Origin of the sequence: Pseudomonas sp. UBA5706 (genome assembly GCF_002419965.1) — a bacterium.
Lineage (GTDB): Bacteria > Pseudomonadota > Gammaproteobacteria > Pseudomonadales > Pseudomonadaceae > Aquipseudomonas.
The window spans coordinates 1-21,842 of record NZ_DIHC01000058.1 but is presented as its reverse complement, the minus strand read 5'-3'; the positions used below and the strand labels follow the sequence as shown (position 1 = coordinate 21,842).

Genomic DNA, 21,842 nt, shown 5'->3' with positions numbered 1-21,842 from the left:
ACAACGACTGAGTAATAAAGAAGTCCAGCTACGCGAAACAACCGATTCCCGTAGTACAACCAACGTGACAGATTTAATTCAATAACACGCACACTATTTTTGGTGAGGCATGCGCCTACTTACGCGCTTCTGAAACCCGATGAGTGGCCGGAGGATGTACATGAGTCAGGACTTTCTGCCGTTTTCCCGCCCAAGCATGGGCGACGAGGAAGTCGCTGCGGCGACCCGCGTACTGCGCTCCGGGTGGATCACCACCGGCCCCGAATGCCAACGGCTCGAACAACGGTTCGCCGAACGTTGCGGCGCACAGCAGGCCGTCGCGTTGTCATCGGCCACCGGCGCTATGCACATCACGCTGCTTGCCCTGGGCATCGGTCCCGGTGATGAGGTCATCACCCCTTCGCAGACCTGGGTGTCCACTGCCAATATGATCTGCCTGCTCGGCGCAACCCCGGTGTTCGTTGATGTCGACCGCGACACCCTGATGACCGATGCGGCGCGTATCGAGCAAGCAATCACTCCACGCACCAAGGCCATTATCCCGGTGCATTACGCCGGTGCCGCCTTCGACCTCGATCCGCTGCATGCCCTGGCCGAACGCCACGGCATCGCGGTGATAGAGGACGCCGCCCACGCCGCAGGTACGTATTACAAGGGGCGAGCTATCGGCGCCAAAGGTACGGCGATCTTCTCCTTTCACGCCATCAAGAACATGAGCTGCGCCGAGGGCGCCATGTTCGTCAGCGATGATGCAGCGCTGGCCGACCGGGTGCGCCGCCTGAAATTCCATGGCCTGGGCGTCGACGCCTACGACCGCCTGACCCACGGGCGCAAACCGCAGGCTGAAGTCATCGAGCCGGGCTTGAAGTACAACCTGGCCGACCTTAATGCCGCCATTGCCCTGGTGCAGCTGGAACGGCTGGAGGCAATCAACGCCCGTCGTACCGAACTGGCCAACCGGTACCTGAAGCGCCTGGCCGGCAGTCCGGTGCTGCCGCTGGCGCAACCGCACCATGTTCAGCAACACGCCTGGCACCTGTTCATCCTACGGATCGACCCCCAGCGCTGCGGTGTGGACCGCGACACGTTCATGAAGGCCATGCAGGCGCAGAACATAGGCACCGGCATTCACTTCATCGCCACTCACTTGCACAGCTACTACCGCCACCGCTTCCCCGGCGTGCGCCTGCCCGACACCGAATGGAATTCGTCTCGCCTGTGCTCCATCCCGCTGTTTCCGGACATGACCTTCGCCGATGTCGAGCGTGTGGTCAGCGCTATTGAATCGATTGTGGAAGCCCGCTGATGAAACCGTATCCCATCCACCGCGTGTCGATCGTCATACCGGTCTATAACGAAGAGCAGAGCCTGCCGGAATTGCTGCGCCGCACCGAGGCAGCTTGCGCGCAACTGAGCGTACCGGCGGAAATCATCCTGGTGGACGATGGCAGTCGCGACAATTCCGCCGAGATCCTGCTGGATGCGAGCCAGCGGCCAGGCAGCCCGGTCGTCGCGGTGATCCTGAACCGCAACTACGGTCAGCACGCAGCGATCATGGCCGGTTTCGGCCAGTGCCAGGGCGACCTGGTAATCACTCTCGATGCCGACCTGCAGAACCCGCCCGAAGAAATTCCACGCCTGGTCCAGCTCGCCGAACAGGGCTACGACGTGGTCGGCACGGTGCGTGGCCACCGGCAGGATTCAGCCCTGCGTCGTTGGCCGTCGAAACTGATCAACCTGGCCGTGCAGCGCTCTACCGGTGTCGCCATGACCGACTACGGCTGCATGCTGCGCGCTTACCGGCGCAGCATCGTTGAGGCCATGCTCGCATGCAGCGAGCGCAGCACGTTCATCCCGATTCTGGCCAACAGCTTCGCCCGTCACACCACCGAAGTGGTGGTCACCCATGCCGAACGCGAGCATGGCGAATCCAAATACAGCGCCATGAAGCTGATCAATCTGATGTTCGACCTGATCACCTGCATGACTACCACACCCTTGCGGCTGCTGAGCATCCTCGGATTCAGCATGGCAGCCATGGGCATGCTGTTTGCCATGGTGCTCATCGTACTGCGCTTGATGTTTGGCGCGGCCTGGGCTGGCCACGGCACGTTCGTGCTATTCGCCGTGCTGTTCGTGTTCACCGGCGGGCAGTTCATCGGCATGGGCCTGTTGGGTGAGTACCTGGGCCGCATGTACAGCGACGTGCGCGCCCGCCCCCGCTACTTCATCGAAAAAGTCGCGCGCAGCAACCCGTCCGCTGCGACCGACTGCGCCAATTCTCCTGCTCCCGTTTGCAGCTCTCCATTTCACAGCAAGGTCGCCCCATGAGCCTTAAAGCCGTTGTTTTTGCCTATCACGATATCGGTTGCGTCGGGATCGAAGCCCTGCTCAATGCCGGCTACACGATCTCGGCGGTGTTCACCCATGCCGACGACCCCAAGGAGAAGACATTCTTTGGTTCCGTAGCGCAGCTGTGTGCGCAACACGACATCCCGGTGCACGCTCCCGAGGATGTCAATCACCCGCTGTGGATCGAGCGCATCGGCAAGCTGGCGCCAGACTTCATTTTCTCCTTCTATTACCGCCATCTGCTCAGCGAACAGCTATTGGCCTGCGCGAAAAACGGCGGCTTCAACCTGCATGGATCGCTGCTGCCGCGCTACCGGGGCCGCGCTCCGGCCAACTGGGTGCTGGTCAACGGCGAAAGCGAAACCGGAGTGACCCTGCATCGCATGGTCAAACGCGCCGACGCAGGTGCCATCTTCGCGCAGCAGCGGGTCGCCATCAGCGCCGCCGACAGTGCGTTGACCCTGCACGCCAAGCTGCGCAACAGCGCTGCCGATCTGCTCGCCGATGCCCTGCCGTTGCTGGCCACGGGGCAATTGCCCGGCGTGGAACAGGACGAATCCAAAGCCAGCTATTTCGGCCGCCGAAGCGCCGCCGACGGCTTGATCGACTGGCAGCGACCGGCCTGCGGCCTGTACAACCTGGTACGTGCCGTGACCCAGCCCTACCCCGGGGCGTTTTGTGCGGTGGGCGAACACAAGCTGATCGTCTGGGGTGCCAGGGTCCAGGCGGGCAACGGCGGCCAAGCACCCGGAACGGTCATCAGTTGCGAACCGTTGCGCGTCGCCTGCGGCGAAGACTCGCTGCTGATCACCGCCGGTCAGCGTGGCGACGACGGACTGTACCTGAGCGGCCCGCAGCTGGCCCGCGAGTTCGGCCTGGTGCCCGGCGCGCGCCTGCTAGGCAGTGACAAGCGCCGTGCGCTGCGGCGCACCCGGGTACTGATCCTGGGCGTCAACGGCTTCATTGGCAATCATCTGTCCGAGCGCCTGCTGCAGGATGAGCGCTACGAGATTTTCGGCATGGACATCGGCTCGGATGCCATCGAGCGACTGCGCAGCCATCCCAATTTCAACTTCATCGAAGGCGACATCAGCATCCACACCGAGTGGATCGAATACCACATCAAAAAATGCGACGTGGTGCTGCCGCTGGTAGCCATCGCCACGCCCATCGAATACACGCGCAACCCGCTGCGGGTGTTCGAGCTGGACTTCGAGGAAAACCTGAAGATCGTCCGCTACTGCGTCAAGTACAACAAACGCGTGATTTTCCCCTCGACCTCGGAAGTCTATGGCATGTGCCAGGACCCCAGCTTCGATGAAGACACCTCAAACCTGATCGTCGGCCCGATCAACAAGCAGCGCTGGATCTACTCGGTGTCCAAGCAGTTGCTGGACCGGGTGATCTGGGCCTACGGCCAGAAAGGTTTGCAATTCACCCTGTTTCGCCCGTTCAACTGGATGGGGCCACGTCTGGACCGTCTGGATTCGGCGCGCATTGGCAGTTCGCGAGCCATCACTCAGTTGATTCTGCACCTGGTGGAAGGCACGCCCATCCGCTTGGTCGACGGCGGCGCGCAAAAACGCTGCTTCACCGACGTGGCAGATGGCATCGAAGCGCTGGCGCGGATCATTGAAAACCGCGACGAACGCTGCAACGGCCAGATCATCAACATCGGCAACCCGGACAACGAAGCGAGTATTCGCCAGTTGGGCGAAGAGCTCCTGCGCCAGTTCGAGGCCCACCCGCTGCGCGACAACTTCCCCCCCTTCGCCGGTTTCCGTGAAGTAGAAAGCCAGTCGTTCTACGGCAAGGGTTATCAGGACGTCAGCCACCGCAAGCCCAGCATCGACAACGCACGTCGCCTGATCGACTGGCAGCCGTCCATCGCGCTGAGCGAAACCATCGCCAAGACGCTCGATTTTTTCCTGCGCGAAGCCATGGCCGAAAAGGCGAGCGCACGTTGATCGCCGCCGGCCTGCGCATTGACGTGGACACCTATCGCGGCACGCGTGACGGTGTGCCGCGGCTGCTGGATATGCTGGAGGAAGCCCAGGTTAAGGCAACGTTTTTCTTCAGTGTCGGCCCGGACAACATGGGGCGCCATCTATGGCGTCTGGCACGGCCGCAATTCCTGTGGAAAATGCTGCGCTCCAAGGCTGCCAGCCTGTATGGCTGGGACATCCTGCTGGCGGGCACCGCGTGGCCCGGCAGGCCGATCGGTCGGGACCTTGGCGCGTTGATGCGTCGCGCGCAGCAGGCCGGCCATGAAGTCGGTCTGCACGCGTGGGACCACCATGGCTGGCAGGCCAATGCCGGGCGCTGGACACCCGCGCAGCTGCACGCGCAGATTGCCCGGGGTGTCGATTGCCTGGGGGACATTCTCGGCAACCCGGTGACCTGCTCGGCCGCCGCGGGCTGGCGTTCCGACGAGCAGGTCGTGCAGGCCAAGCAGGCGTTCGGCTTTCGCTACAACAGCGATTGCCGCGGCCACAGTCTGTTTCGCCCGCTGCTCAGCAACGGCCAACCCGGCACACCGCAGATCCCGGTGGACCTGCCGACCTTTGATGAGGTGGTGGGCCCACAACTGGATGCCAAGGCCTTCAACGAATACCTGTTACGCCAGTTCAAGCCTGGGGCGTTGAACGTTTACACCGTGCATGCCGAAGTGGAAGGCATCGTCATGGCGGACCCGTTCAGGCATTTGCTGCGCCAGGCACGCACCCGTGGCGTGCAGTTCCAGCCGCTGGGATATCTGCTGCCCGAACGCGTCCAGACCGTGCCCACCGGGCATCTGGTACGCGGTGCATTGCACGGTCGCCAAGGCTGGCTTGGCGTGCAGCAGCCATGAACCGGCACCAGCAGATCGGCTTATTGCTGGCGGCGTTTTTCCTCGCCTATTTGCTGCCATTGGGGTTTCACGGCTTGTGGATTCCCGACGAAACCCGTTACGCGCAAATCAGCCAGGAAATGCTCCACAGCGGCGACTGGGCCGCGCCGCATTTCATGGGCCTGCGCTACTTCGAGAAACCGGCAGCCGGCTATTGGCTGATCGCCGTGGCCCAGGCGGTATTCGGCGAGAACCTGTTTGGCGTGCGTTTCGTCTCGGCGCTGTGTACCGGGCTGACGGCGGCGCTGGTCTATCTGCTTGCAGGCACACTCTGGAACCAGCCGCGCAAACGGTTTATCAGCGCGTTGCTGTTCATGAGTTTCATGTTCATCGCCGGTCAGGCCGGCTATGCCAACCTCGACCCGCAATTTAACTTCTGGGTCAGCCTGTCACTGACGGCGTTCTGGCTCGCTGTTCACCGGGTCGGCACACAGCGGCTGCTGTACTGGGTGCTGCTGGGCGTTGCCTGCGCCCTGGGCTTTATGACCAAGGGTTTCCTCGCGCTGGCCCTTCCGGTAATCGTTGCCCTGCCCTATATGATCTGGCAGCGGCGTTTGCGCGAACTGCTGAGGTTTGGCCCGATCGCGATCATCGTTGCCGCGCTGGTCAGCCTGCCGTGGGTGCTGACCGTGCACCTGCGCGAACCGGATTTCTGGCGGTTTTTCTTCTGGCACGAACATGTCCGTCGTTTCGCCGGCAGCAACGCGCAGCACGATCAAGCCTGGTGGTTTTATCTGCCGTTGCTGGTCGCAGCGTGCATGCCATGGACACTGCTGTTGCCAGCGACCTTCAAACAAGCCTGGCAACAGCGACGCCTGCGCGAAAACGCATTTCTGCTGATGTGGCTGCTCATACCATTGGCGTTTCTGAGCCTGAGCAACGGCAAGCTGCCGACTTACATCCTGCCGTGCCTTGTGCCCTTGGCGCTGCTGATGGGCAACGCGCTGGCGGACCGTTTGCAGGCGGGTCAGGTCAAGGCGCTGCGCTGGAACGCGGGGTTCAATACTGTGTTCGCTGCCGCGGCGCTGGCTACGTTGGTGTACATGCAGGTGCACAAGTCAGTGTACGCGCAGCAGCCGCAGCAACTGGCCCTGGCGCTCATCGTACTGCTGGGCTGGGGATTGGCCAACGCGCTGCAAGGCATCCGGCCGCTGCGTTTTTGGGCGCTGCCTGCGCTGGGTGCCTGGTTCAGCATTGCGCTGCTGCCCATGGCCTTGCCGAACAGCGTGGTGTTCAGCAAGACCCCCGATCCATTTATCGTCCGCCATCAGGATGAGTTGGGCGCCACCACTCATTTGCTCAGCAATGACCTGGGCTTGGCTGCTGCGCTGTCCTGGCGGCTCAAACGCAATGACGTGGTGTTCTACGACACTCGCAACGAGCTGGAATACGGTCTCGGCTATCCGCAACCCACCCCCCGTGAAGTGGACTGGCATCAGGTCAAGGGCTGGATGGCTGAAGCCCGGCGTCAAGGGTCGGTCGGCGTGGTGATGCGTGGCGATGGCAAGGATGAGCAATATGAACTCAGCCTGCTGCCTAGCGACGCTAAGCAGTACCGGGAAGGCAATCTGCTGATCCTGATCTTCGACAGGACGCGGCCATGACCTTTGCCCTGTTGTTCAGCGCCTGCCTGCTCACTTGCCTGGGCCAGATCGCACAGAAGTTGGCTGTTGAGTACTGGCAACGCAGCCTTCAGGGCATTGCCGGCCTGTTGACCAGCGGTTGGTTGTGGCTGGCGCTGGGCTGCCTGGGTGGCGGCATGCTGCTCTGGCTGCTGGTTTTGCAGCGTCTGGAGGTCGGCGTTGCCTACCCCATGCTGGCGCTGAACTTCGTATTGATCACCCTGAGCGGGCGTTACCTGTTCAACGAATCGGTGGACCGTCGTCACTGGCTGGGCCTGGCAATGATTCTGCTCGGCGTGGTGCTGCTGGGGCAACAGACATGAACGCGCCTGGCCTCAAACGCCGTGGCATGGCGCTGGCCATGGGCAGCGTGATGCTGGTCAGCGCCGCACAACTGGGCATGCGCTGGAGCATGTTGCGACTGCCGCAGCCTGAGCAATGGTCGGCCGCCGTTCGCGACGGCCCCATCGATAGCCTCGCGCTTGGCGTGGTGCTGAGCGCCATCGGTGCCTACGGGCTTTCCATGCTCTGCTGGCTCGGTGCCTTGCGCAATCTGCCCCTGAGCCGGGCCTATTCGTTGCTCAGCGTCAGCTATGGCCTGGTGTATGTGCTGGCAGCCTTTCTTCCGTTTTTCAACGAGACACTCACCGTTCTCCGAACGGTGGGCGTGACCCTGATCGTGCTCGGCGTAGTCACGATCAATTTCCGGCGTAGCTGCGACAGCGACAACAGCGGCAAGGAGTTTCCCCGATGAAAATCAGCGTATTCGGTAGCGGTTATGTGGGCCTGGTGCAGGCCACCGTCCTGGCTGAGGTGGGCCACGAGGTCGTGTGCATGGACATTGATCCAGCCAAGGTCGAGCAATTGCGCAAAGGCCATGTGACGATTTACGAGCCGGGGCTTGAAAGCCTGGTTCGAGAGAACCTGGAGGCCGGGCGACTGCACTTCACCACCGATGAAAAACGCACCGTCGAGCATGGTGAGGTGCTGTTCATCGCCGTGGGCACGCCGTCGCGTGCGGACGGTTCGGCGGACCTGAGTGGCTTCTTCGCGGTAGGCGAATCGATTGCCCGTCACCGCCTTGAGCCGGTGATCATCGTCGAGAAATCCACGGTACCTGTGGGCAGCGGCGATGCCTTGCGCAGCCACATCGAACATCACCTGCGGCAGGCGGCGCGGCTGCTGAAATTCGACATCGTCTCCAACCCGGAATTTCTCAAGGAAGGCTCGGCGGTCAAGGACTGCCGCCGCCCCGACCGCATCGTCATCGGCTGCGGCAACCCGGACGTATTTTCGGTGATGCGCGAGCTGTACGCCCCGTTCAACCGCAACCACGACCGCATCATGTTCATGGATCTGCGCAGCGCCGAGCTGACCAAATACGCCGCCAACTGCATGCTGGCGACCAAGATCAGCTTCATCAATCAGATCGCCGAACTGGCCGAGCACCTGGGTGCGGATGTGGAATCGGTGCGCCTGGGCATTGGCGCGGATTCACGTATCGGGTACGACTTCATCTACCCCGGTTGCGGCTATGGCGGCTCGTGCTTCGGCAAGGACATCCGTGCGTTGATCCACAGCGCACGCGAAGCCGGTTGCTCCAACGACCTGCTGAATGTGGTCGAAGACATCAACGAGCGGCAGAAACACAAACTCTTCGACCGGGTCAATGCGTTCTATAAGGGCGAGTTGCGCGGCAAGACCTTCGCGCTGTGGGGACTGGCGTTCAAGCCCAACACGGACGACATGCGCGACGCGCCAAGCCGGGTTCTGATGGAGGCGCTGTGGGCTGCCGGTGCGACAGTGCGCGCATTCGATCCTGAAGCCATGCAGCAAACCCAGCGGCTGTACGCCGAGCAGCAGAACCTGATCCTGATGGGCACGCCGGAATCGGTACTGCTGGGCGCCGATGCATTAATCATCTGCACCGAGTGGCAGCAGTTCAAGGCACCGGATTTCGATCTGATCGAGCAGCGTCTCAAAGCGCCGGTAATCTTCGACGGTCGCAACCTGTACGACACCGAGCGTTTGGCCAGCCGTGGCTTTCAATACTTCCCCATCGGCCGTGGCGATTCGTGCAATCTGCCGATACCGCAGCAGCAATGGGCGCCGTACGAGTTGCTGTCCAGCCATCACACGGGTTGAGCGCCAACGCGGTCGCTAACCATCCAGGTGGCTGTGCGCCCGCAGTCGCCACCGCCCACTGCCGTGCCGCTGGAAGGCGCGGCGTGACCGATCTTCCCCGCCCCCACATTCCTTCTGCAGCAGTCCTGCTTGCCGGCGGTGGCGTCACTCAAGGCGCCGGCACGCTCAACAGGATGTAGTCCTCCTTGTCGAAACGACCGGTCAGCAGCACCGGTAATCGACCCAGCCGCGAGCCCTGTAGGGTCTGAAAATCGCTGTTGCTCATCACCACATTCGCCGGCCCCCGCAACGCCAGCAATTGCTCGGGCGTCTGGGTAAATACCGGCTGCAGATCCTGGTCGACATTGACCATGAACTTGATCGCCTTGGCATCTTTGCCCATGCCGTGCAGGACCAGCGGCGCGGAGTCGGTTTCGGTCAGGCTGCGCACTGCCTCGGTGAACTGCCGCGTGTCGTATAGAGTGCGCTCGGTTTTCTCGAAGACGCCGATGTAGCTGATCCAGACCGACAGCACTGCACAGGCAGCAAGCCCATACAACCGCAGGCGCGGACGCATCAGCAGGGGCAAGGCGATCAGTTGCAATATCCCCAGCGCGGCGATAATCGGCCCGATGTCGCCCAATGCTTCCGGAAATCGCGGACGCACCGCCAGCAGCCCTGCCAGCAGAGCGCCGGGAATAAAGCAGCACAGCGTCAGGATCAGGCCGCGCAGCCACCCGAAGCACCGTCCGGCACGCACCTGAAACGGATACGCCGCGATGATCGCCGCCATCGGCAGCATGGGCAAAATGTAGCGAGCCTTTTTTGCCTGGGGAATCGACAGGCCGACCATCACGGTCAGCGCCGCGAACGCACAGAGATACATCAACTGCAGTGCCTGACTGCGCTGGCCTCTTGCCGCGATCGCGGTCGTCGCCATCACCAGCAGCGCCAACGGATACGCCAGCGCGTAGTTGCCGAGCGAGCTGCTGAAATACCAGAGCAGCGGGCTGCTGCCTTCAGTGCCGTCCATGCGTGAAGTGACTTGCATGCGGATGACCTCTGCGAGCAGCGCCTCGCCGCCGCTGATTCGCGCCAGGAGCAGCAACGTCGAAAAACACAGGAGCAGCAGTACACATGCCGTGAAGGCAAACGTCCACAGGCGGCGCCACTGTCCATTAAGCAGGTAATAGCTGCAGACGATGCCGGTCGGCACCACCAGCCCAATGGGCCCGCGGATCGCAAAGCCCAGTACCAGCAGCCCCCCTATCGCCGCCAGACGCCGGTTCGAACCGAAATGGTCCGCCGCATAAACCAGGTAGAACGTCGCAAAGGATACTGTGGCCAGCATCTGATCCAGCGACACAGCGCGTGTTTCACTGATGAAGGTGTTGCTCAACAGCAACAAGGCAATGCTCAGCCACGCCCAGCGCCGGGAATACGGTGCGAGCAGGCGATACATGAGCCCGACCATCACCGCCGACGACACGCAAGTGGGCAGCCAGGCACTGAAACTGCTCACCTGGCCCAATGGCAAGGAGCACAGGTAAATCAACCAGGTCGAGAACGCAGAGTAATCAGGGTATGGCTCGCCATAGGTGGTCGGGAAAAAGCTTGGACCGTGGCGCAGCATTTCCTGAGCAAACAGCACGAAGCGTGAATCGAAGCCGATAATACTCAAGTGCCAGCTGGCGGCGATGAAAAGAATGAAGGCCAGCCCGCCAGCGACCCAGGCCTGGCGTCTGGCCCGCGCGGGGGTAACGCCCGATAGAAATTCGGAAGCGGTGGATGTCAATACAGACTCCTGCTGTCATTCACTAACTAACGGAAGAATAGACGCGGTCACCCATTCCCTGTGTTTTTGCAAATCGATCACAAGCGTCGATGATCCATTAAAACGCCCGATTCTGAAAATGAAGAATGCGTGTCAGCGCCTACGGCACGTCGCTATCAGGTAGTTAAAACACTGAGGTCAAATGACTGTGCTGCGCAATGGCACAGTTAACTGCTCCATTTACCGACGACTGATGTCTTATCGTTAACCGCGCCCCCTGTTCAGCGTCGGCTTTACGGCCGGCTCAGCATTTTGAATACCTTTTTCACAAACGCTTCACTCCTCATTGACTCTGTCGCGCTTACTGTTCGCTCAGCCAACTAATGCCGCTTGCAACTCTGCGGGTGTTTACGGACGGCCGGTTGTCGCACAACCGCTCTAAAGTGAATTAAATCGACAGCCGAGCTCACCATGAACCCTCACCTGCACGCTGCTCTGGACGGTTTGACCGGGCGCTATCGCGTATCGGCAAAGTTCTACCGTGTCCTGCTGTTAGTAGTTGCAATGATAGTGATCGCGAGTACCGCAGCGTTTGCACTGCGCCCCGTCGCGCTGACCGACTTGTCCGAAGGACATCATCTGCGCAAGGCCAATTTTTACCCGCTTTGGGAAAAAGGCGAACTGGTAGTACTTATGCGTCATGCCGAGCGTTGCGACCACTCAACCAACCCTTGTCTGTCCCAGCCTGACGGCATAACGGCAAGAGGTCGACACGTGGCGCAAAAGCTTGGGCGCACGTTCCAGGCATTGGGGCTGGATCAGGCCACGATCTACAACAGCCCGTTGCGTCGGACCGAGCAGACATCGACCTACGCGTTCAATCACACCACCGAAGGTCAGGAGTGGCTGGACAACTGCAGCAAATCGATGCTCGACGATGTACTCAAGCACAAGCTGGACGGCCACAACCTGATTCTGGTGACACACAGCGAATGCATTTCCGATCTGGAAAAATCTCTCCATGTGCCGACGCCGATGTCGCTCGATTACGCAGCTTCGCTGATCCTTTCGGTCGATCCGCACGATCACACGGCCAAGGTGCTGGGCTTTATCGACGCACGGGATTGGCGGACGGTCGTTGCCCAGCGCCCGACGCCTCAAGGTCCACGGTAAAGCGGCAACCCGACGGCTCGCGGTTGCTCAATATTACGCTCCAGTGCTGGTTGCCACAGATGCGCTGCACCAGTGACAGGCCCAGCCCCAAACCTTCTCCACGTTGTTCGTCGCCGCGCACGAAGGGCTGGAACATCGCTTGCTGCTTTTCCAGTGGTATGCCGATACCGGTGTCTTCGACACTAAAGCTGTGGGGGCTCAGCGTCAGGCGGATGAAACCCTGGTCAGTGTAATGCCAGGCATTGCGCAACAGGTTACCCATGACCGAGCGCAACAAGGCCGTGTTGTACAGGCCGTTCGCGTCGGCGCAGGGTTCGACCACGAACGCCAGGCCTTTGTCCTCGATCGCCGGACGCCAGACCTCAACCAACTCCTCGGCAATCTGGGAAAGGCTGCTGCGCTGACCCGAGGGCGCATTCTTGCCTTCGGTACGCGCCAGCAACAGAAACGTTTCGACCAATTGGTTCATCCCCGCCGTCGCCTTGCTGATCCGCTGCACCTGCGTGCGCGATCGATCGTCCAGTCGAGGGTACTCCAGCAACAGTTCGCAGGACGTCGCGAGCACCATCAGCGGGGTACGCAGCTCATGGCTAACGTCGCTGGTGAAGAGCTTTTCCCGGCCCAGCGCAGCGCGCAGGCGTCCCAGCGTCTCGTCGAAGGAGCGCGCCAGCGCACCCACTTCGTCGCGGGCATAGTCGCCGGCCAGAACCGGCGCCAGCTCCAGCAATTGATCGCGATGGCGCACCTGACCTGCCAGGCGCGAGACCGGCGCCATGACTCGCGACGCCAGCAACCGTCCCAGCAAGATGGCCAGCAGTACGCTCAGGATGAAACCAACCAGCACGACGCCCAGTAGAATGCGTTCGCGCTTTTTGAACTCGCGTTGATCGCGCAGCAACACATAGCGACGACCGCCAACGGTTTCGACCATCGCGTAATAGGCGTTTTTGCCACGAAAGAACTTCTGGAAACCCGGTTTCAAGTCCTTCAGGTCAGCGGCCATCGCCACATCGTCGATACCATCATCGGCGTAAAACAGCTCGTCCTTCTCCGGACGATGGCGCCAGTCCTCGATGCGATCCTGCGTGAGCTGACGATGCAGGTTGCCGCTCAGACTGATAATGGTCAGCCGCGTCTCGACGATATGTACAGTGGCAATGATACCCACCGCAAACACGCCGGCCACCACTGTGCTCATCAGAGCGAAAACGATCACGATGCGTTGCTTGAGGCTGTGTTTGATATCCATCAGATTCCGTGCGTACCGATACTCAGGCCAAGGGCGTTGCGCTGCCCGGGCCCATTATCCGCATGTCATGTCGTGGTTTTGTCAAAGCGGCCATCGCGTTGCGATAAATGCTGACGCAGCTCACTGCGTCAGGCGTTCATGGGCCGCATCACCAGCATCGCCAAGGCGCAGGCGGCCATCAGCACGCAGGTGACGACGAACACGATGGGCATGCCGAAATGCCCGCCCAGGTAGCCTCCGGTCAACGGGCCCAGCACCTGGCCGACGTATTGGCTGGAAGTGGAATAGCCAAGCATGCGCCCGGCCACGCTGTCCGGCACCGAATGGCGGATGATCGCCGCGATACACGGCAGCAGTCCACCCAATGCGATGCCCATCAGAAACCGCAGCACCACCAACTGCCAGCCCTCGGTGACGAAGGCTTGAGGAATCAACAGCACCGCCGCGCCGGTGAGGCAGCCCACCACGACTTTCCAATGGCCAATGCGATCGGCCAGCGTGCCGATCCGCGACGCCGACAACACGCTGGCCAACGCGGTGGCCGACATGACCAGGCCAGCCATCATCGTCACGTTGGGCGCATGCAACTGGGTCAGGTAGACCGTGATGATCGGCTCGATGGACATGATCGAGAACATCACCAGGCAAGCCACCACGAACATGGTGATCACCGGTTTCTTGTCCGGGATCAACGCCCACGGCCGCATCGCCACGGGCCTGGGCTGGCCCGCAGCGCGCTTGGGACGCGGTGCTTCCTTCATCAGAAACAGCGTGGCGAGAAAGGTCAGGAAGATCACCCCGCCGGCCAGGAAAAAGGTCGTGCGGATGCCGATCAGCGGCGGCAACAGTCCGCCAATCAACGGCCCCGTCAGGTTGCCGGCCATGATGCCCGAGGACAACATGCCCAGCGCCCAACCGGAGCGCGCCTTGGGCGTCTGGGTGGCGACCAAAATCGTCGCCCCGGATGCATAACCACCCAGCAACCCGGCCAGCAGGCGCAGGCCCACCAGTTGATAGATGTTTTCGGCAAGGCCGATTAGCGACATCGCGATCGCCATGCCCAGGCTGGCGCGAATCAACATAAGCTTGCGCCCGTAACGGTCGCCGAGCCGCCCCCACAAGGGCGCGGTCACCGCCGCCGACAAAAAGGTCGCACCGAATGCCACGCCCGACCATTGCACGATGGCGGCTTGATCGGTAACGCCCAAGTGTTCGACGTACAGCGGCAAGAAAGGCAGCAGCAAGGTCATGGCGACGATAGTGGTGAACGCACCGAACACGCAGACCATGAGATTGCGTTTCCAGTGTTCCTCCACGAGGGCGGGGTCAGGCAAGACGTCCATCAGGGTTCCGATTCAGGGGCTTGTGCGCACACGTTAGAGGGTGAAGCACCATAAATAAAATTCATGTTTTTTATAAGCTGAATTCCTCAAAAGAATATGCCCCTGGCGGCCTGGCTTTATCCGGGCTGACTCAACGACGTGACGTGGCGTGCGACACCGTGGGCCGGAACGACGTATCGAGTCCGGGCTTGATCAAGAGGCTCTACCGCGTATTCGCCCTGTCATTCGGAACAAATGGCGCTACAGTAGGCGCGCTGGCTCCGCAGCCTGACACCCGTATCGCTTGCGGAGCGCTTTCCATTCAATAGCCTGAAGGAAGTCCCGCGTGAATCCACCCACTCACCCAGCGAACATTGCCCAACTGATTGTCGACGCCATGCACGAGGGTCAGAAACTCGGCGACATCCGTCCTGAATATGTACCTGCCGATGCGGCAAGCGCCTACGCGCTGCAACGGGAAATCCTGCGTCTGCGCGACACCACCGTCGGCGGTTGGAAGGTCGGCTCGAAAACCACCAGCGGCGGTCCGATCAATGGCGCTTTGCTGCCAGAAGACGGCCTGTTCGCCAGTGGCAGCCAAGTGGAAATCATTGACTACCCACAGCCGATCCTGGAGCTGGAAATCGCCTTTCGCCTTAACCGTGAATTCGCCCCCCGTGAGCAGCCTTACTCCGATCAAGAGGTGCTGAGCAGCATCGGCTCCATGGGCGCGAGCATTGAAGTGGTGTCCAGCCGATTTGCTGCCTGGCCGAAGATCGAACCGCTATTGGCGCTGGGCGATCTGCTCAATCATGGTGCCTTGATCGTCGGCGAGTTCGTGCCATACGACGCCAGCTTCCCGTTCCTCGAGCCTGCGCTGACTTTCACCTACAACGACCAGGACATCGTTCCGGGTGACGGCGCCAACCCGGCAGGCGATCCGCGTCGCTTGCTGCCTTGGGTGGTCAACCATCACACCCAAAACGGCCAGAGCGTTACGCCAGACCTGGTGATCACCACAGGCTCTTACACCGGCATGTATCAGACCAAAGGGCCGGGGCTGGCGTTGGGAGAAATTCGCGGGTTGCCCTCGATTTCGGTCGAGCTTATTTGATTGCCACTAAGGCGCGTGTGGGCATTTTAGATCAGCTGGCTGATCGAATGCCCCGCGCCCTGCCTGATTAAGCCTTGCCGAACGTCACGTCCAGTGACATCGAGTCGGTATGACGCATCGGATTTTTGCCTTGGCCCAAGGTGTCGTCGTTGGGGTGCATGTAGGTCATGTCGGTACCCAACTGCTGGGTGAGGAAATCCCCGCCTTTGTTCATCTTGTCCGTCGACCCGTCGTAAAACCCGGCCACTGTCTTGTCCCCTGCGCTGTCGACTGAAACGATGTCGTTGGAGGCCTTGTCTGCGATGCTCTTGGTGTCTCCGATCTCGAAGCCTTTGCCATCGGTGGCATGAATGGCTGCATTACGTCCGTCGATATCGCTGGTGTTGATGAAGCCGTTGTAGAACTCCAGACGGCTGGCATCTGGCTTATAAGTGCCATCGGCATCCGCTTGCTTGAGCAGCCCCGTGGTGTCGTTCTCGAACTTCATCGTTCCCTTTTGCCCCGGCTGCAGGGTCAGTTCTGCAGTGAGCTTGTCGTGCTGGTCGAACTGCCCGATTTTGATCGGATGGTCCTGGGTATTGGTGATATTGAAAGAACGCGGACCACTGCCTGCTGTTTGCGCGTCGCCCACGGAGGTGGCCGTGTCGGCCGCAGAAGTCGAACTCGCCGCCGAGGTCGTTTCAGGGGTACTGGTCTGAGGTGTTTGCGCACTGCCCGTCAACGGCGTTGCGGCGGGCTGCTCGGTCGCCGCCGCGTCCGGCGTGGCCGATGCCTGGCCAGCGGGATCGCCGGCCTGAGACGTTGCCGGCTGCTGAGCGGCGTTCGCCGCCGGATTGGACGCACTCATTGGCTGGCTGTCGTTGTTCGCGGTTTGATCACTGCTGCCGTTCTGGTTTTTCTGCATCATCTGGGCGATGAGCTGGAGGATCTGCTGTACCAGGTCCTTGACCTGAGTGCTTAACTGGCTGTCATTGCCAGCGGCGGTTGGTTGCGCTGCATTGACGCGGCTGTCGTTCAGTTGCGAGGACGGCCCGCCAAAGTTGACCTGGGCATTGTGCATGCCTGTCCCTGAAGCGGAGCCGAAGCTGATTTGCCCGCCATTCTGCCCAGTGCTCTGCTTGCCACCTGCGCCGCTTTTGAACGCGTCCATGTGACCCAAATCGTTTTTGTCCAGACCAAGCCCCTGTTGGGAAGGCCCGAGTATTTTCATCGACATGTGACACCTCGCGGACGGATTGAATACCGCCTGAGTGGTGCGCCACAGGCTTTCGGTTCCCTGGCAGTACCTTTCGCTACACCCCTTGAGTCCAATAGCCTGGCCGGTTGTACACCTCCTTCAGAAAAGCGATGAAAAAGCGCACCTTGGCGGGCAGATAATGCTGCTGCGGGTACACGCCCTGAATGTCATAGCTGGGCAGCGCGAAGTCATCGAGCACCGTCACCAGTGCGCCGCTTTCGATCTCTTTCTGGATTTCCCATGTCGAGCGCCAGCACAGCCCCAGGCCACGTTTGGCCCAGTCGTAGAGCAACTCGCCGTCGTTGCAATACAGGTTACCCGCGACCTTGATTGCCACCGGCTTACCGTCGCGCTGAAAGGTCCAGCCGCGATGCTGGCCACCCTGCAGGTTGAAGGACAGGCAATTGTGCTCGGCCAGCTCTTCGAGCGTTTGCGGCAGGCCGTGCTCGGCGAAATACCGAGGCGAACCGCACACCACGCGCTTGTTGGCGTAGAGCCTGATGGCCACGTAGTTGGGGTCGAGGACTTCACCGATGCGAATGCTCATGTCATAGCCCTCGCGGACCAGATCCACGACGTTGTCCGTCAGGTTGAACGAGAGCTGCAAATCGGGAAAACGCGCCTGGAATTCCGGTGCATGGGGCGCCACATGTTGGCGGCCAAAGCCGGCTGGCGCCGACACCACCAGATGCCCGCGCACGCTGCTTTCATTTTCGCTGATGCTGGCGTCAAGCTCCTCGAACGATTGCAGGACCCGCCGGGCGTTGTCCAGGTACGACTCACCTGCATCGGTCAGGGTCAGGCCGCGAGTCGAGCGGTGAATCAGCTTGACCCCCAGCCGCTGCTCCAGTGCGCTCAGGCGCCGGCCCATGATCACCGGGGTGACGCCCTCCACCAGCGCAGCCGCGGCGAAGCTGCCGTAGGTGGCAACCAGCGCGTAGCTGCGAACTTCCGTATAACGATCCATTCGATACTCCTGATACCGACAGAACTGCCAAAACCAGCCATTCACAAAAACTTCAATTCAAACCAGGCTAGGTGCATACAAAAACTATCGAGTTCAGGAGACTAACAAATGCCCGTCATGAGAGCCATCGAAGCCGCCGTCCTGGTGATGTGTCGCGAAGGAGTCGATACCGCTTTCGGCATTCCCGGCGCAGCCATCAACCCGCTCTATGCCGCCTTCAAGAAACTCGGTGGCATCGATCACGTGCTGGCGCGCCACGTCGAAGGCGCTTCGCACATGGCCGAAGGTTATACGCGGGCCATCGCCGGCAACATCGGCGTGTGCATCGGCACCTCCGGGCCTGCCGGCACCGACATGATCACCGGCCTGTACTCCGCCTCGGCTGATTCGATCCCGATCCTGTGCATCACCGGGCAAGCCCCCCGTGCCCGTATGCACAAGGAAGATTTCCAGGCGGTCGATATCGCCAGTATCGCCGCGCCGGTCGCCAAATGGGCCACCACCGTCATGGAGCCGGGCCAGGTGCCCTACGTGTTTCAGAAAGCCTTTCAACTGATGCGCAGTGGCCGTCCCGGTCCGGTGTTGATCGACCTGCCGTTCGACGTGCAGATGGCCGAGATCGAGTTCGACATCGACGCTTACGAACCGCTGCCGGTGATCAAACCCCAAGCCAGCCGCAAACAGATCGAAAAAGCCATGGCGATGCTCAACGCTTGCGAGCGGCCTTTGATAGTGGCCGGCGGCGGCATCATCAATGCCGACGCCTCCGAGGCGCTGGTGGAGTTCGCCGAGCTGACCGGTATTCCGGTGATTCCGACGCTCATGGGCTGGGGCAGCATTGCCGATGATCACCCGCAAATGGCCGGCATGGTCGGTCTGCAGACCTCCCATCGTTATGGCAACGCCACCCTGCTCGAATCGGACCTGGTGCTGGGCATCGGCAACCGCTGGGCCAATCGTCACACCGGCACCGTTTCGGTCTACAGCGAGGGCCGCACATTCATCCATGTCGACATTGAACCGACGCAGATCGGTCGGGTATTGACGCCGGACCTGGGCATCGTTTCCGACGCCGGTGCTGCGTTGTCGATGTTCCTTGAAGTAGCGCGCGAGTGGCACACCGCAGGCCGACTGAAGGACAGAAGCCAGTGGCTGGCCAGCTGCCAGGAACGCAAGCGCACGCTGCAGCGCAAGACTCATTACGACGACATACCGGTCAAGCCGCAGCGTGTTTATGAGGAAATGAACCAGTACTTTGGCAAGGACACCTGCTACGTCAGCACCATTGGCCTGTCGCAGATCGCGGGCGCGCAGTTCCTCCACGTCTACAAACCGCGGCACTGGATCAACTGCGGTCAGGCAGGCCCGCTGGGCTGGACCATTCCCGCCGCACTGGGCGTGGTCAAGGCCGACCCGGGCCGCAAGGTGGTAGCGCTTTCCGGCGACTATGACTTCCAGTTCATGATCGAAGAACTGGCCGTGGGCGCGCAGTTCAAGCTGCCGTACATTCATGTGGTGGTGAACAATTCGTACCTGGGATTGATCCGTCAGGCACAACGCAACTTCGATATCGATTACTGCGTGCAACTGGCGTTCGACAACATCAACGCACCCGAACTGGAAGGCTACGGCGTGGACCATATCGCGGTCGCCGAGGGGCTGGGCTGCAAGGCGATCAGGGTCAACGACCCGGCGCACATCCAGGCCGCACTTGCGGAGGCTACCCGCCTGATGCAGCAGTACAGCGTCCCGGTGGTGGTCGAGGTCATCCTCGAGCGCGTCACCAACATCGCCATGGGCACCGAGATCAATGCGATCAATGAATTCGAATCGCTGGCCGAAAGCCGCGCCGACGCCCCTACCGCCATCAGCCTGCTGGACTGACCGGCGTCAACGAACAACCAAAGAAAGGAGCACGCCATGCCACGTCTTTGCGCCAACCTGTCCATGCTGTTCACCGAACTCGACTTCCTGCAACGTTTCGAAGCCGCCGCCAACGCCGGGTTCAGCGGCGTCGAGTACCTGTTTCCGTACGATTTCAGCTCGGCGCAACTCAAGGCCGAGCTGGAACGCAACGGGCTCACTCAGGTGCTGTTCAACCTGCCCGCTGGCGACTGGACCAAGGGCGAGCGCGGGATCGCCTGTCACCCGGACCGCGTCGAGGAGTTTTACGCCGGGGTCGACCTCGCCATCGCCTATGCCAAGGTGCTGGGCAACACCCAGATCAATTGCCTGGCCGGGATCAAACCTGAAGGTTTCGATGACGCGCTGATCGAAAAAACCTTCGTCGACAACCTCAAATACGCCGCTGACAAGCTGCAGGCCCAGGGTATCGATCTGGTCATGGAGATGATCAACACCCTGGATATTCCAGGTTTCTACCTGAACACCACGGCCCAGGCCCTGGCAATCCGGGACAAGGTCGGCAGCCGCAACCTGTCGTTGCAGTACGACATCTATCACATGCAAATCATGGAAGGCGACCTGGCCCGGACCCTTGAACACAACCTGCCGGTGATCCGTCACGTACAACTGGCAGACAACCCCGGGCGGCATGAGCCGGGGACCGGGGAAATCAACTACGGCTTCCTGTTCGCGCATCTGGACAAGCTTGGTTATCGGGGTTGGATCGGTTGCGAGTACAAACCAATGACCACGACCGAAGCCGGGCTTGGATGGCTCAAGGCTCACAACCTGATCTGAACACAGCCCCTGTATCAGCACGGTGTGCCGGCGACCGCGATACTAACCACCACCGCCCGCCGGCCTCACTGCTACAAGGACAGCGCGCAGGGCCAGGCTTTGCGCGCCGCCTTACCTAAACAAAAAGGAAATTCTCATGGCGACTATCGGATTCATCGGCACCGGCATCATGGGCCTGCCTATGGCAGAAAACCTGCAGAAAGCGGGTCACCGGTTGTGCCTCTCCAGGCACTTCTCGACGCCACCGGCATCGCTGGTCGAGGGCGGCGCAACGGTATTAAGCACTCCACGTGAAGTCGCGCAGGAAGCCGAGTTCATCATCGTCATGCTGCCGGACACCCCGCAGGTCGACGAGGTGCTGTTCGGTGATAACGGCCTGAGTGAAGGGGCTGGCGCGGGCAAGGTGGTGATCGACATGAGCTCGATTTCGCCGTCGGCCACCAAGGCTTTCGCCCAGAAGATCAACGCCACCGGCGCGCAGTACCTCGACGCCCCGGTCTCCGGCGGTGAAGTCGGCGCCAAGGCCGCGACCCTGAGCATCATGGTTGGCGGCAACCAAGGCACCTTCGATCGCGCCCTGCCGCTGTTGCAGACCATGGGCAAGAACATCACCCTGGTCGGCGGCAACGGCGACGGCCAGACCGCCAAGGTGGCCAACCAGATCATCGTCGCGCTGAACATCCAGGCGGTGGCAGAAGCCCTGCTGTTCGCCTCGAAAAACGGTGCGGACCCGGCCAAGGTGCGTGACGCACTAATGGGCGGATTCGCTTCCTCGAAAATCCTCGAAGTCCACGGCGAGCGCATGATCAAAGGCACATTCAACCCCGGCTTTCGAATCGCGTTGCACCAGAAAGACCTCAACCTGGCGCTGGAAGGCGCACGTGAACTAAGCCTCAACCTGCCCAACACCGCCAACGCCCAACAGGTCTTCAGCACCTGCGCGGCACTCGGCGGCAGCAGCTGGGATCACTCAGCGCTGATCAAAGGCCTGGAGCACATGGCCCACTTCTCGATCCGGGGCGACCACCAACCCGAGTGACGCAGGAAACCTGCGTACACCCTCAGCGGCAGCCCTGTCGCAACCCGGCCTGCACCACCGCCAGCGAGCCAACTGCTACAGGAGACTGCGTGCACGCAACATGCGCGTGACGCGGAGCGTCAGAGGATGCGTTCCCACGCGGAGCGTGGGAACGATCAGTAACCTGCGTACACCCTCAGCGGCGGCCCTGTCGCAACCCGGCCTGCACCAACGCCGGCGTGTACGCGACATGCGCGTGACGCGGAGCGTCAGAGGATGCATTCCCACGCGGAGCGT

Annotated in this window: 18 protein-coding genes; 13 read left to right on the top strand and 5 right to left on the bottom strand. The window is 61.2% G+C overall.

The genetic code is table 11. The features are described from left to right. The first annotated feature begins 160 nt into the window (after positions 1-160). From arnB to B3I26_RS26580, 8 genes are read left to right on the top strand one after another with little or no spacing between them, the layout of a single operon-like run. A complete protein-coding gene (gene arnB, locus B3I26_RS26615) occupies positions 161-1,306 on the top strand; it encodes a UDP-4-amino-4-deoxy-L-arabinose aminotransferase (RefSeq protein WP_296262318.1) in 1,146 nt (381 codons plus the stop codon). After that, on the top strand, positions 1,306-2,331 hold the full coding sequence (gene arnC / locus B3I26_RS26610; protein ID WP_296262317.1) for an undecaprenyl-phosphate 4-deoxy-4-formamido-L-arabinose transferase: 1,026 nt from the start codon (positions 1,306-1,308) through the stop codon (positions 2,329-2,331). Before arnB ends, arnC begins: the two co-directional genes overlap by 1 nt. Further along, on the top strand, positions 2,328-4,319 hold the full coding sequence (gene arnA, locus B3I26_RS26605; RefSeq protein ID WP_296262316.1) for a bifunctional UDP-4-amino-4-deoxy-L-arabinose formyltransferase/UDP-glucuronic acid oxidase ArnA: 1,992 nt from the start codon (positions 2,328-2,330) through the stop codon (positions 4,317-4,319). Before arnC ends, arnA begins: the two co-directional genes overlap by 4 nt. Beyond that, complete coding sequence (gene arnD, locus B3I26_RS26600) at positions 4,319-5,203, top strand: 4-deoxy-4-formamido-L-arabinose-phosphoundecaprenol deformylase (RefSeq protein WP_296262342.1); 885 nt, start codon at positions 4,319-4,321, stop codon at positions 5,201-5,203. The genes arnA and arnD overlap by 1 nt, the downstream gene beginning before the upstream one ends. After that, positions 5,200-6,846: a lipid IV(A) 4-amino-4-deoxy-L-arabinosyltransferase gene (arnT, locus tag B3I26_RS26595; RefSeq protein WP_296262315.1), complete on the top strand. Its 1,647-nt coding sequence runs from the start codon at positions 5,200-5,202 to the stop codon at positions 6,844-6,846. Before arnD ends, arnT begins: the two co-directional genes overlap by 4 nt. After that, the gene (gene arnE / locus B3I26_RS26590; RefSeq protein ID WP_296262314.1) at positions 6,843-7,187 is read left to right on the top strand and encodes a 4-amino-4-deoxy-L-arabinose-phosphoundecaprenol flippase subunit ArnE; all 345 of its coding nucleotides are present in this window, start codon (positions 6,843-6,845) and stop codon (positions 7,185-7,187) included. The genes arnT and arnE overlap by 4 nt, the downstream gene beginning before the upstream one ends. Next, positions 7,184-7,618 carry a 4-amino-4-deoxy-L-arabinose-phosphoundecaprenol flippase subunit ArnF gene (arnF, locus tag B3I26_RS26585; protein ID WP_296262313.1) on the top strand — a complete coding sequence of 145 codons (435 nt, stop codon included), beginning with the start codon at positions 7,184-7,186 and terminating at the stop codon, positions 7,616-7,618. The genes arnE and arnF overlap by 4 nt, the downstream gene beginning before the upstream one ends. Beyond that, positions 7,615-9,009, top strand: a complete 1,395-nt coding sequence (locus tag B3I26_RS26580) for a UDP-glucose dehydrogenase family protein (protein ID WP_296262312.1) — start codon at positions 7,615-7,617, stop codon at positions 9,007-9,009. The genes arnF and B3I26_RS26580 overlap by 4 nt, the downstream gene beginning before the upstream one ends. A 148-nt stretch (positions 9,010-9,157) precedes the next feature. On the opposite strand, the gene B3I26_RS26575 is transcribed toward B3I26_RS26580, so the two are convergent. Next, positions 9,158-10,783: an ArnT family glycosyltransferase gene (locus B3I26_RS26575; protein WP_409522093.1), complete on the bottom strand. Its 1,626-nt coding sequence runs from the start codon at positions 10,781-10,783 to the stop codon at positions 9,158-9,160. Positions 10,784-11,233: 450 nt separating this feature from the next. Between B3I26_RS26575 and B3I26_RS26570 the strand changes: the two genes are divergently transcribed. Continuing rightward, the gene (locus B3I26_RS26570) at positions 11,234-11,935 is read left to right on the top strand and encodes a histidine phosphatase family protein (RefSeq protein WP_296262310.1); all 702 of its coding nucleotides are present in this window, start codon (positions 11,234-11,236) and stop codon (positions 11,933-11,935) included. Here B3I26_RS26570 and B3I26_RS26565 read toward each other — a convergent pair. Both B3I26_RS26565 and B3I26_RS26560 read right to left on the bottom strand, forming a co-directional pair. Further along, the gene (locus B3I26_RS26565) at positions 11,871-13,184 is read right to left on the bottom strand and encodes a sensor histidine kinase (protein ID WP_296262308.1); all 1,314 of its coding nucleotides are present in this window, start codon (positions 13,182-13,184) and stop codon (positions 11,871-11,873) included. The two genes, B3I26_RS26570 and B3I26_RS26565, sit on opposite strands and share 65 nt — an antisense overlap. A gap of 128 nt (positions 13,185-13,312) precedes the next feature. Continuing rightward, entirely contained in the window at positions 13,313-14,527 is a 1,215-nt protein-coding gene (locus B3I26_RS26560; protein WP_296262307.1) for an MFS transporter, read from the bottom strand. A gap of 325 nt (positions 14,528-14,852) precedes the next feature. Between B3I26_RS26560 and B3I26_RS26555 the strand changes: the two genes are divergently transcribed. Further along, positions 14,853-15,620, top strand: a complete 768-nt coding sequence (locus B3I26_RS26555) for a 2-keto-4-pentenoate hydratase (protein WP_296262306.1) — start codon at positions 14,853-14,855, stop codon at positions 15,618-15,620. A gap of 67 nt (positions 15,621-15,687) precedes the next feature. Here B3I26_RS26555 and B3I26_RS26550 read toward each other — a convergent pair whose 3' ends face one another. Both B3I26_RS26550 and B3I26_RS26545 read right to left on the bottom strand, forming a co-directional pair. After that, the gene (locus B3I26_RS26550; protein ID WP_296262305.1) at positions 15,688-16,770 is read right to left on the bottom strand and encodes a hypothetical protein; all 1,083 of its coding nucleotides are present in this window, start codon (positions 16,768-16,770) and stop codon (positions 15,688-15,690) included. A gap of 142 nt (positions 16,771-16,912) precedes the next feature. Next, the gene (locus tag B3I26_RS26545; protein ID WP_296262304.1) at positions 16,913-17,824 is read right to left on the bottom strand and encodes a LysR family transcriptional regulator; all 912 of its coding nucleotides are present in this window, start codon (positions 17,822-17,824) and stop codon (positions 16,913-16,915) included. Positions 17,825-17,932: 108 nt separating this feature from the next. On the opposite strand from B3I26_RS26545, the gene gcl reads away from it, so the two are divergent. The 3 genes from gcl to B3I26_RS26530 all read left to right on the top strand — a co-directional run bounded on the left by gcl (position 17,933) and on the right by B3I26_RS26530 (position 21,566). Continuing rightward, positions 17,933-19,708, top strand: a complete 1,776-nt coding sequence (gene gcl / locus B3I26_RS26540; protein ID WP_296262302.1) for a glyoxylate carboligase — start codon at positions 17,933-17,935, stop codon at positions 19,706-19,708. A 36-nt stretch (positions 19,709-19,744) separates the two neighbouring features. Beyond that, positions 19,745-20,527, top strand: coding sequence for a hydroxypyruvate isomerase (hyi, locus tag B3I26_RS26535; protein WP_296262300.1), 783 nt, complete (start codon positions 19,745-19,747; stop codon positions 20,525-20,527). A 136-nt stretch (positions 20,528-20,663) separates the two neighbouring features. After that, complete coding sequence (locus tag B3I26_RS26530; protein WP_296262299.1) at positions 20,664-21,566, top strand: 2-hydroxy-3-oxopropionate reductase; 903 nt, start codon at positions 20,664-20,666, stop codon at positions 21,564-21,566. Positions 21,567-21,842 lie beyond the last annotated feature (276 nt).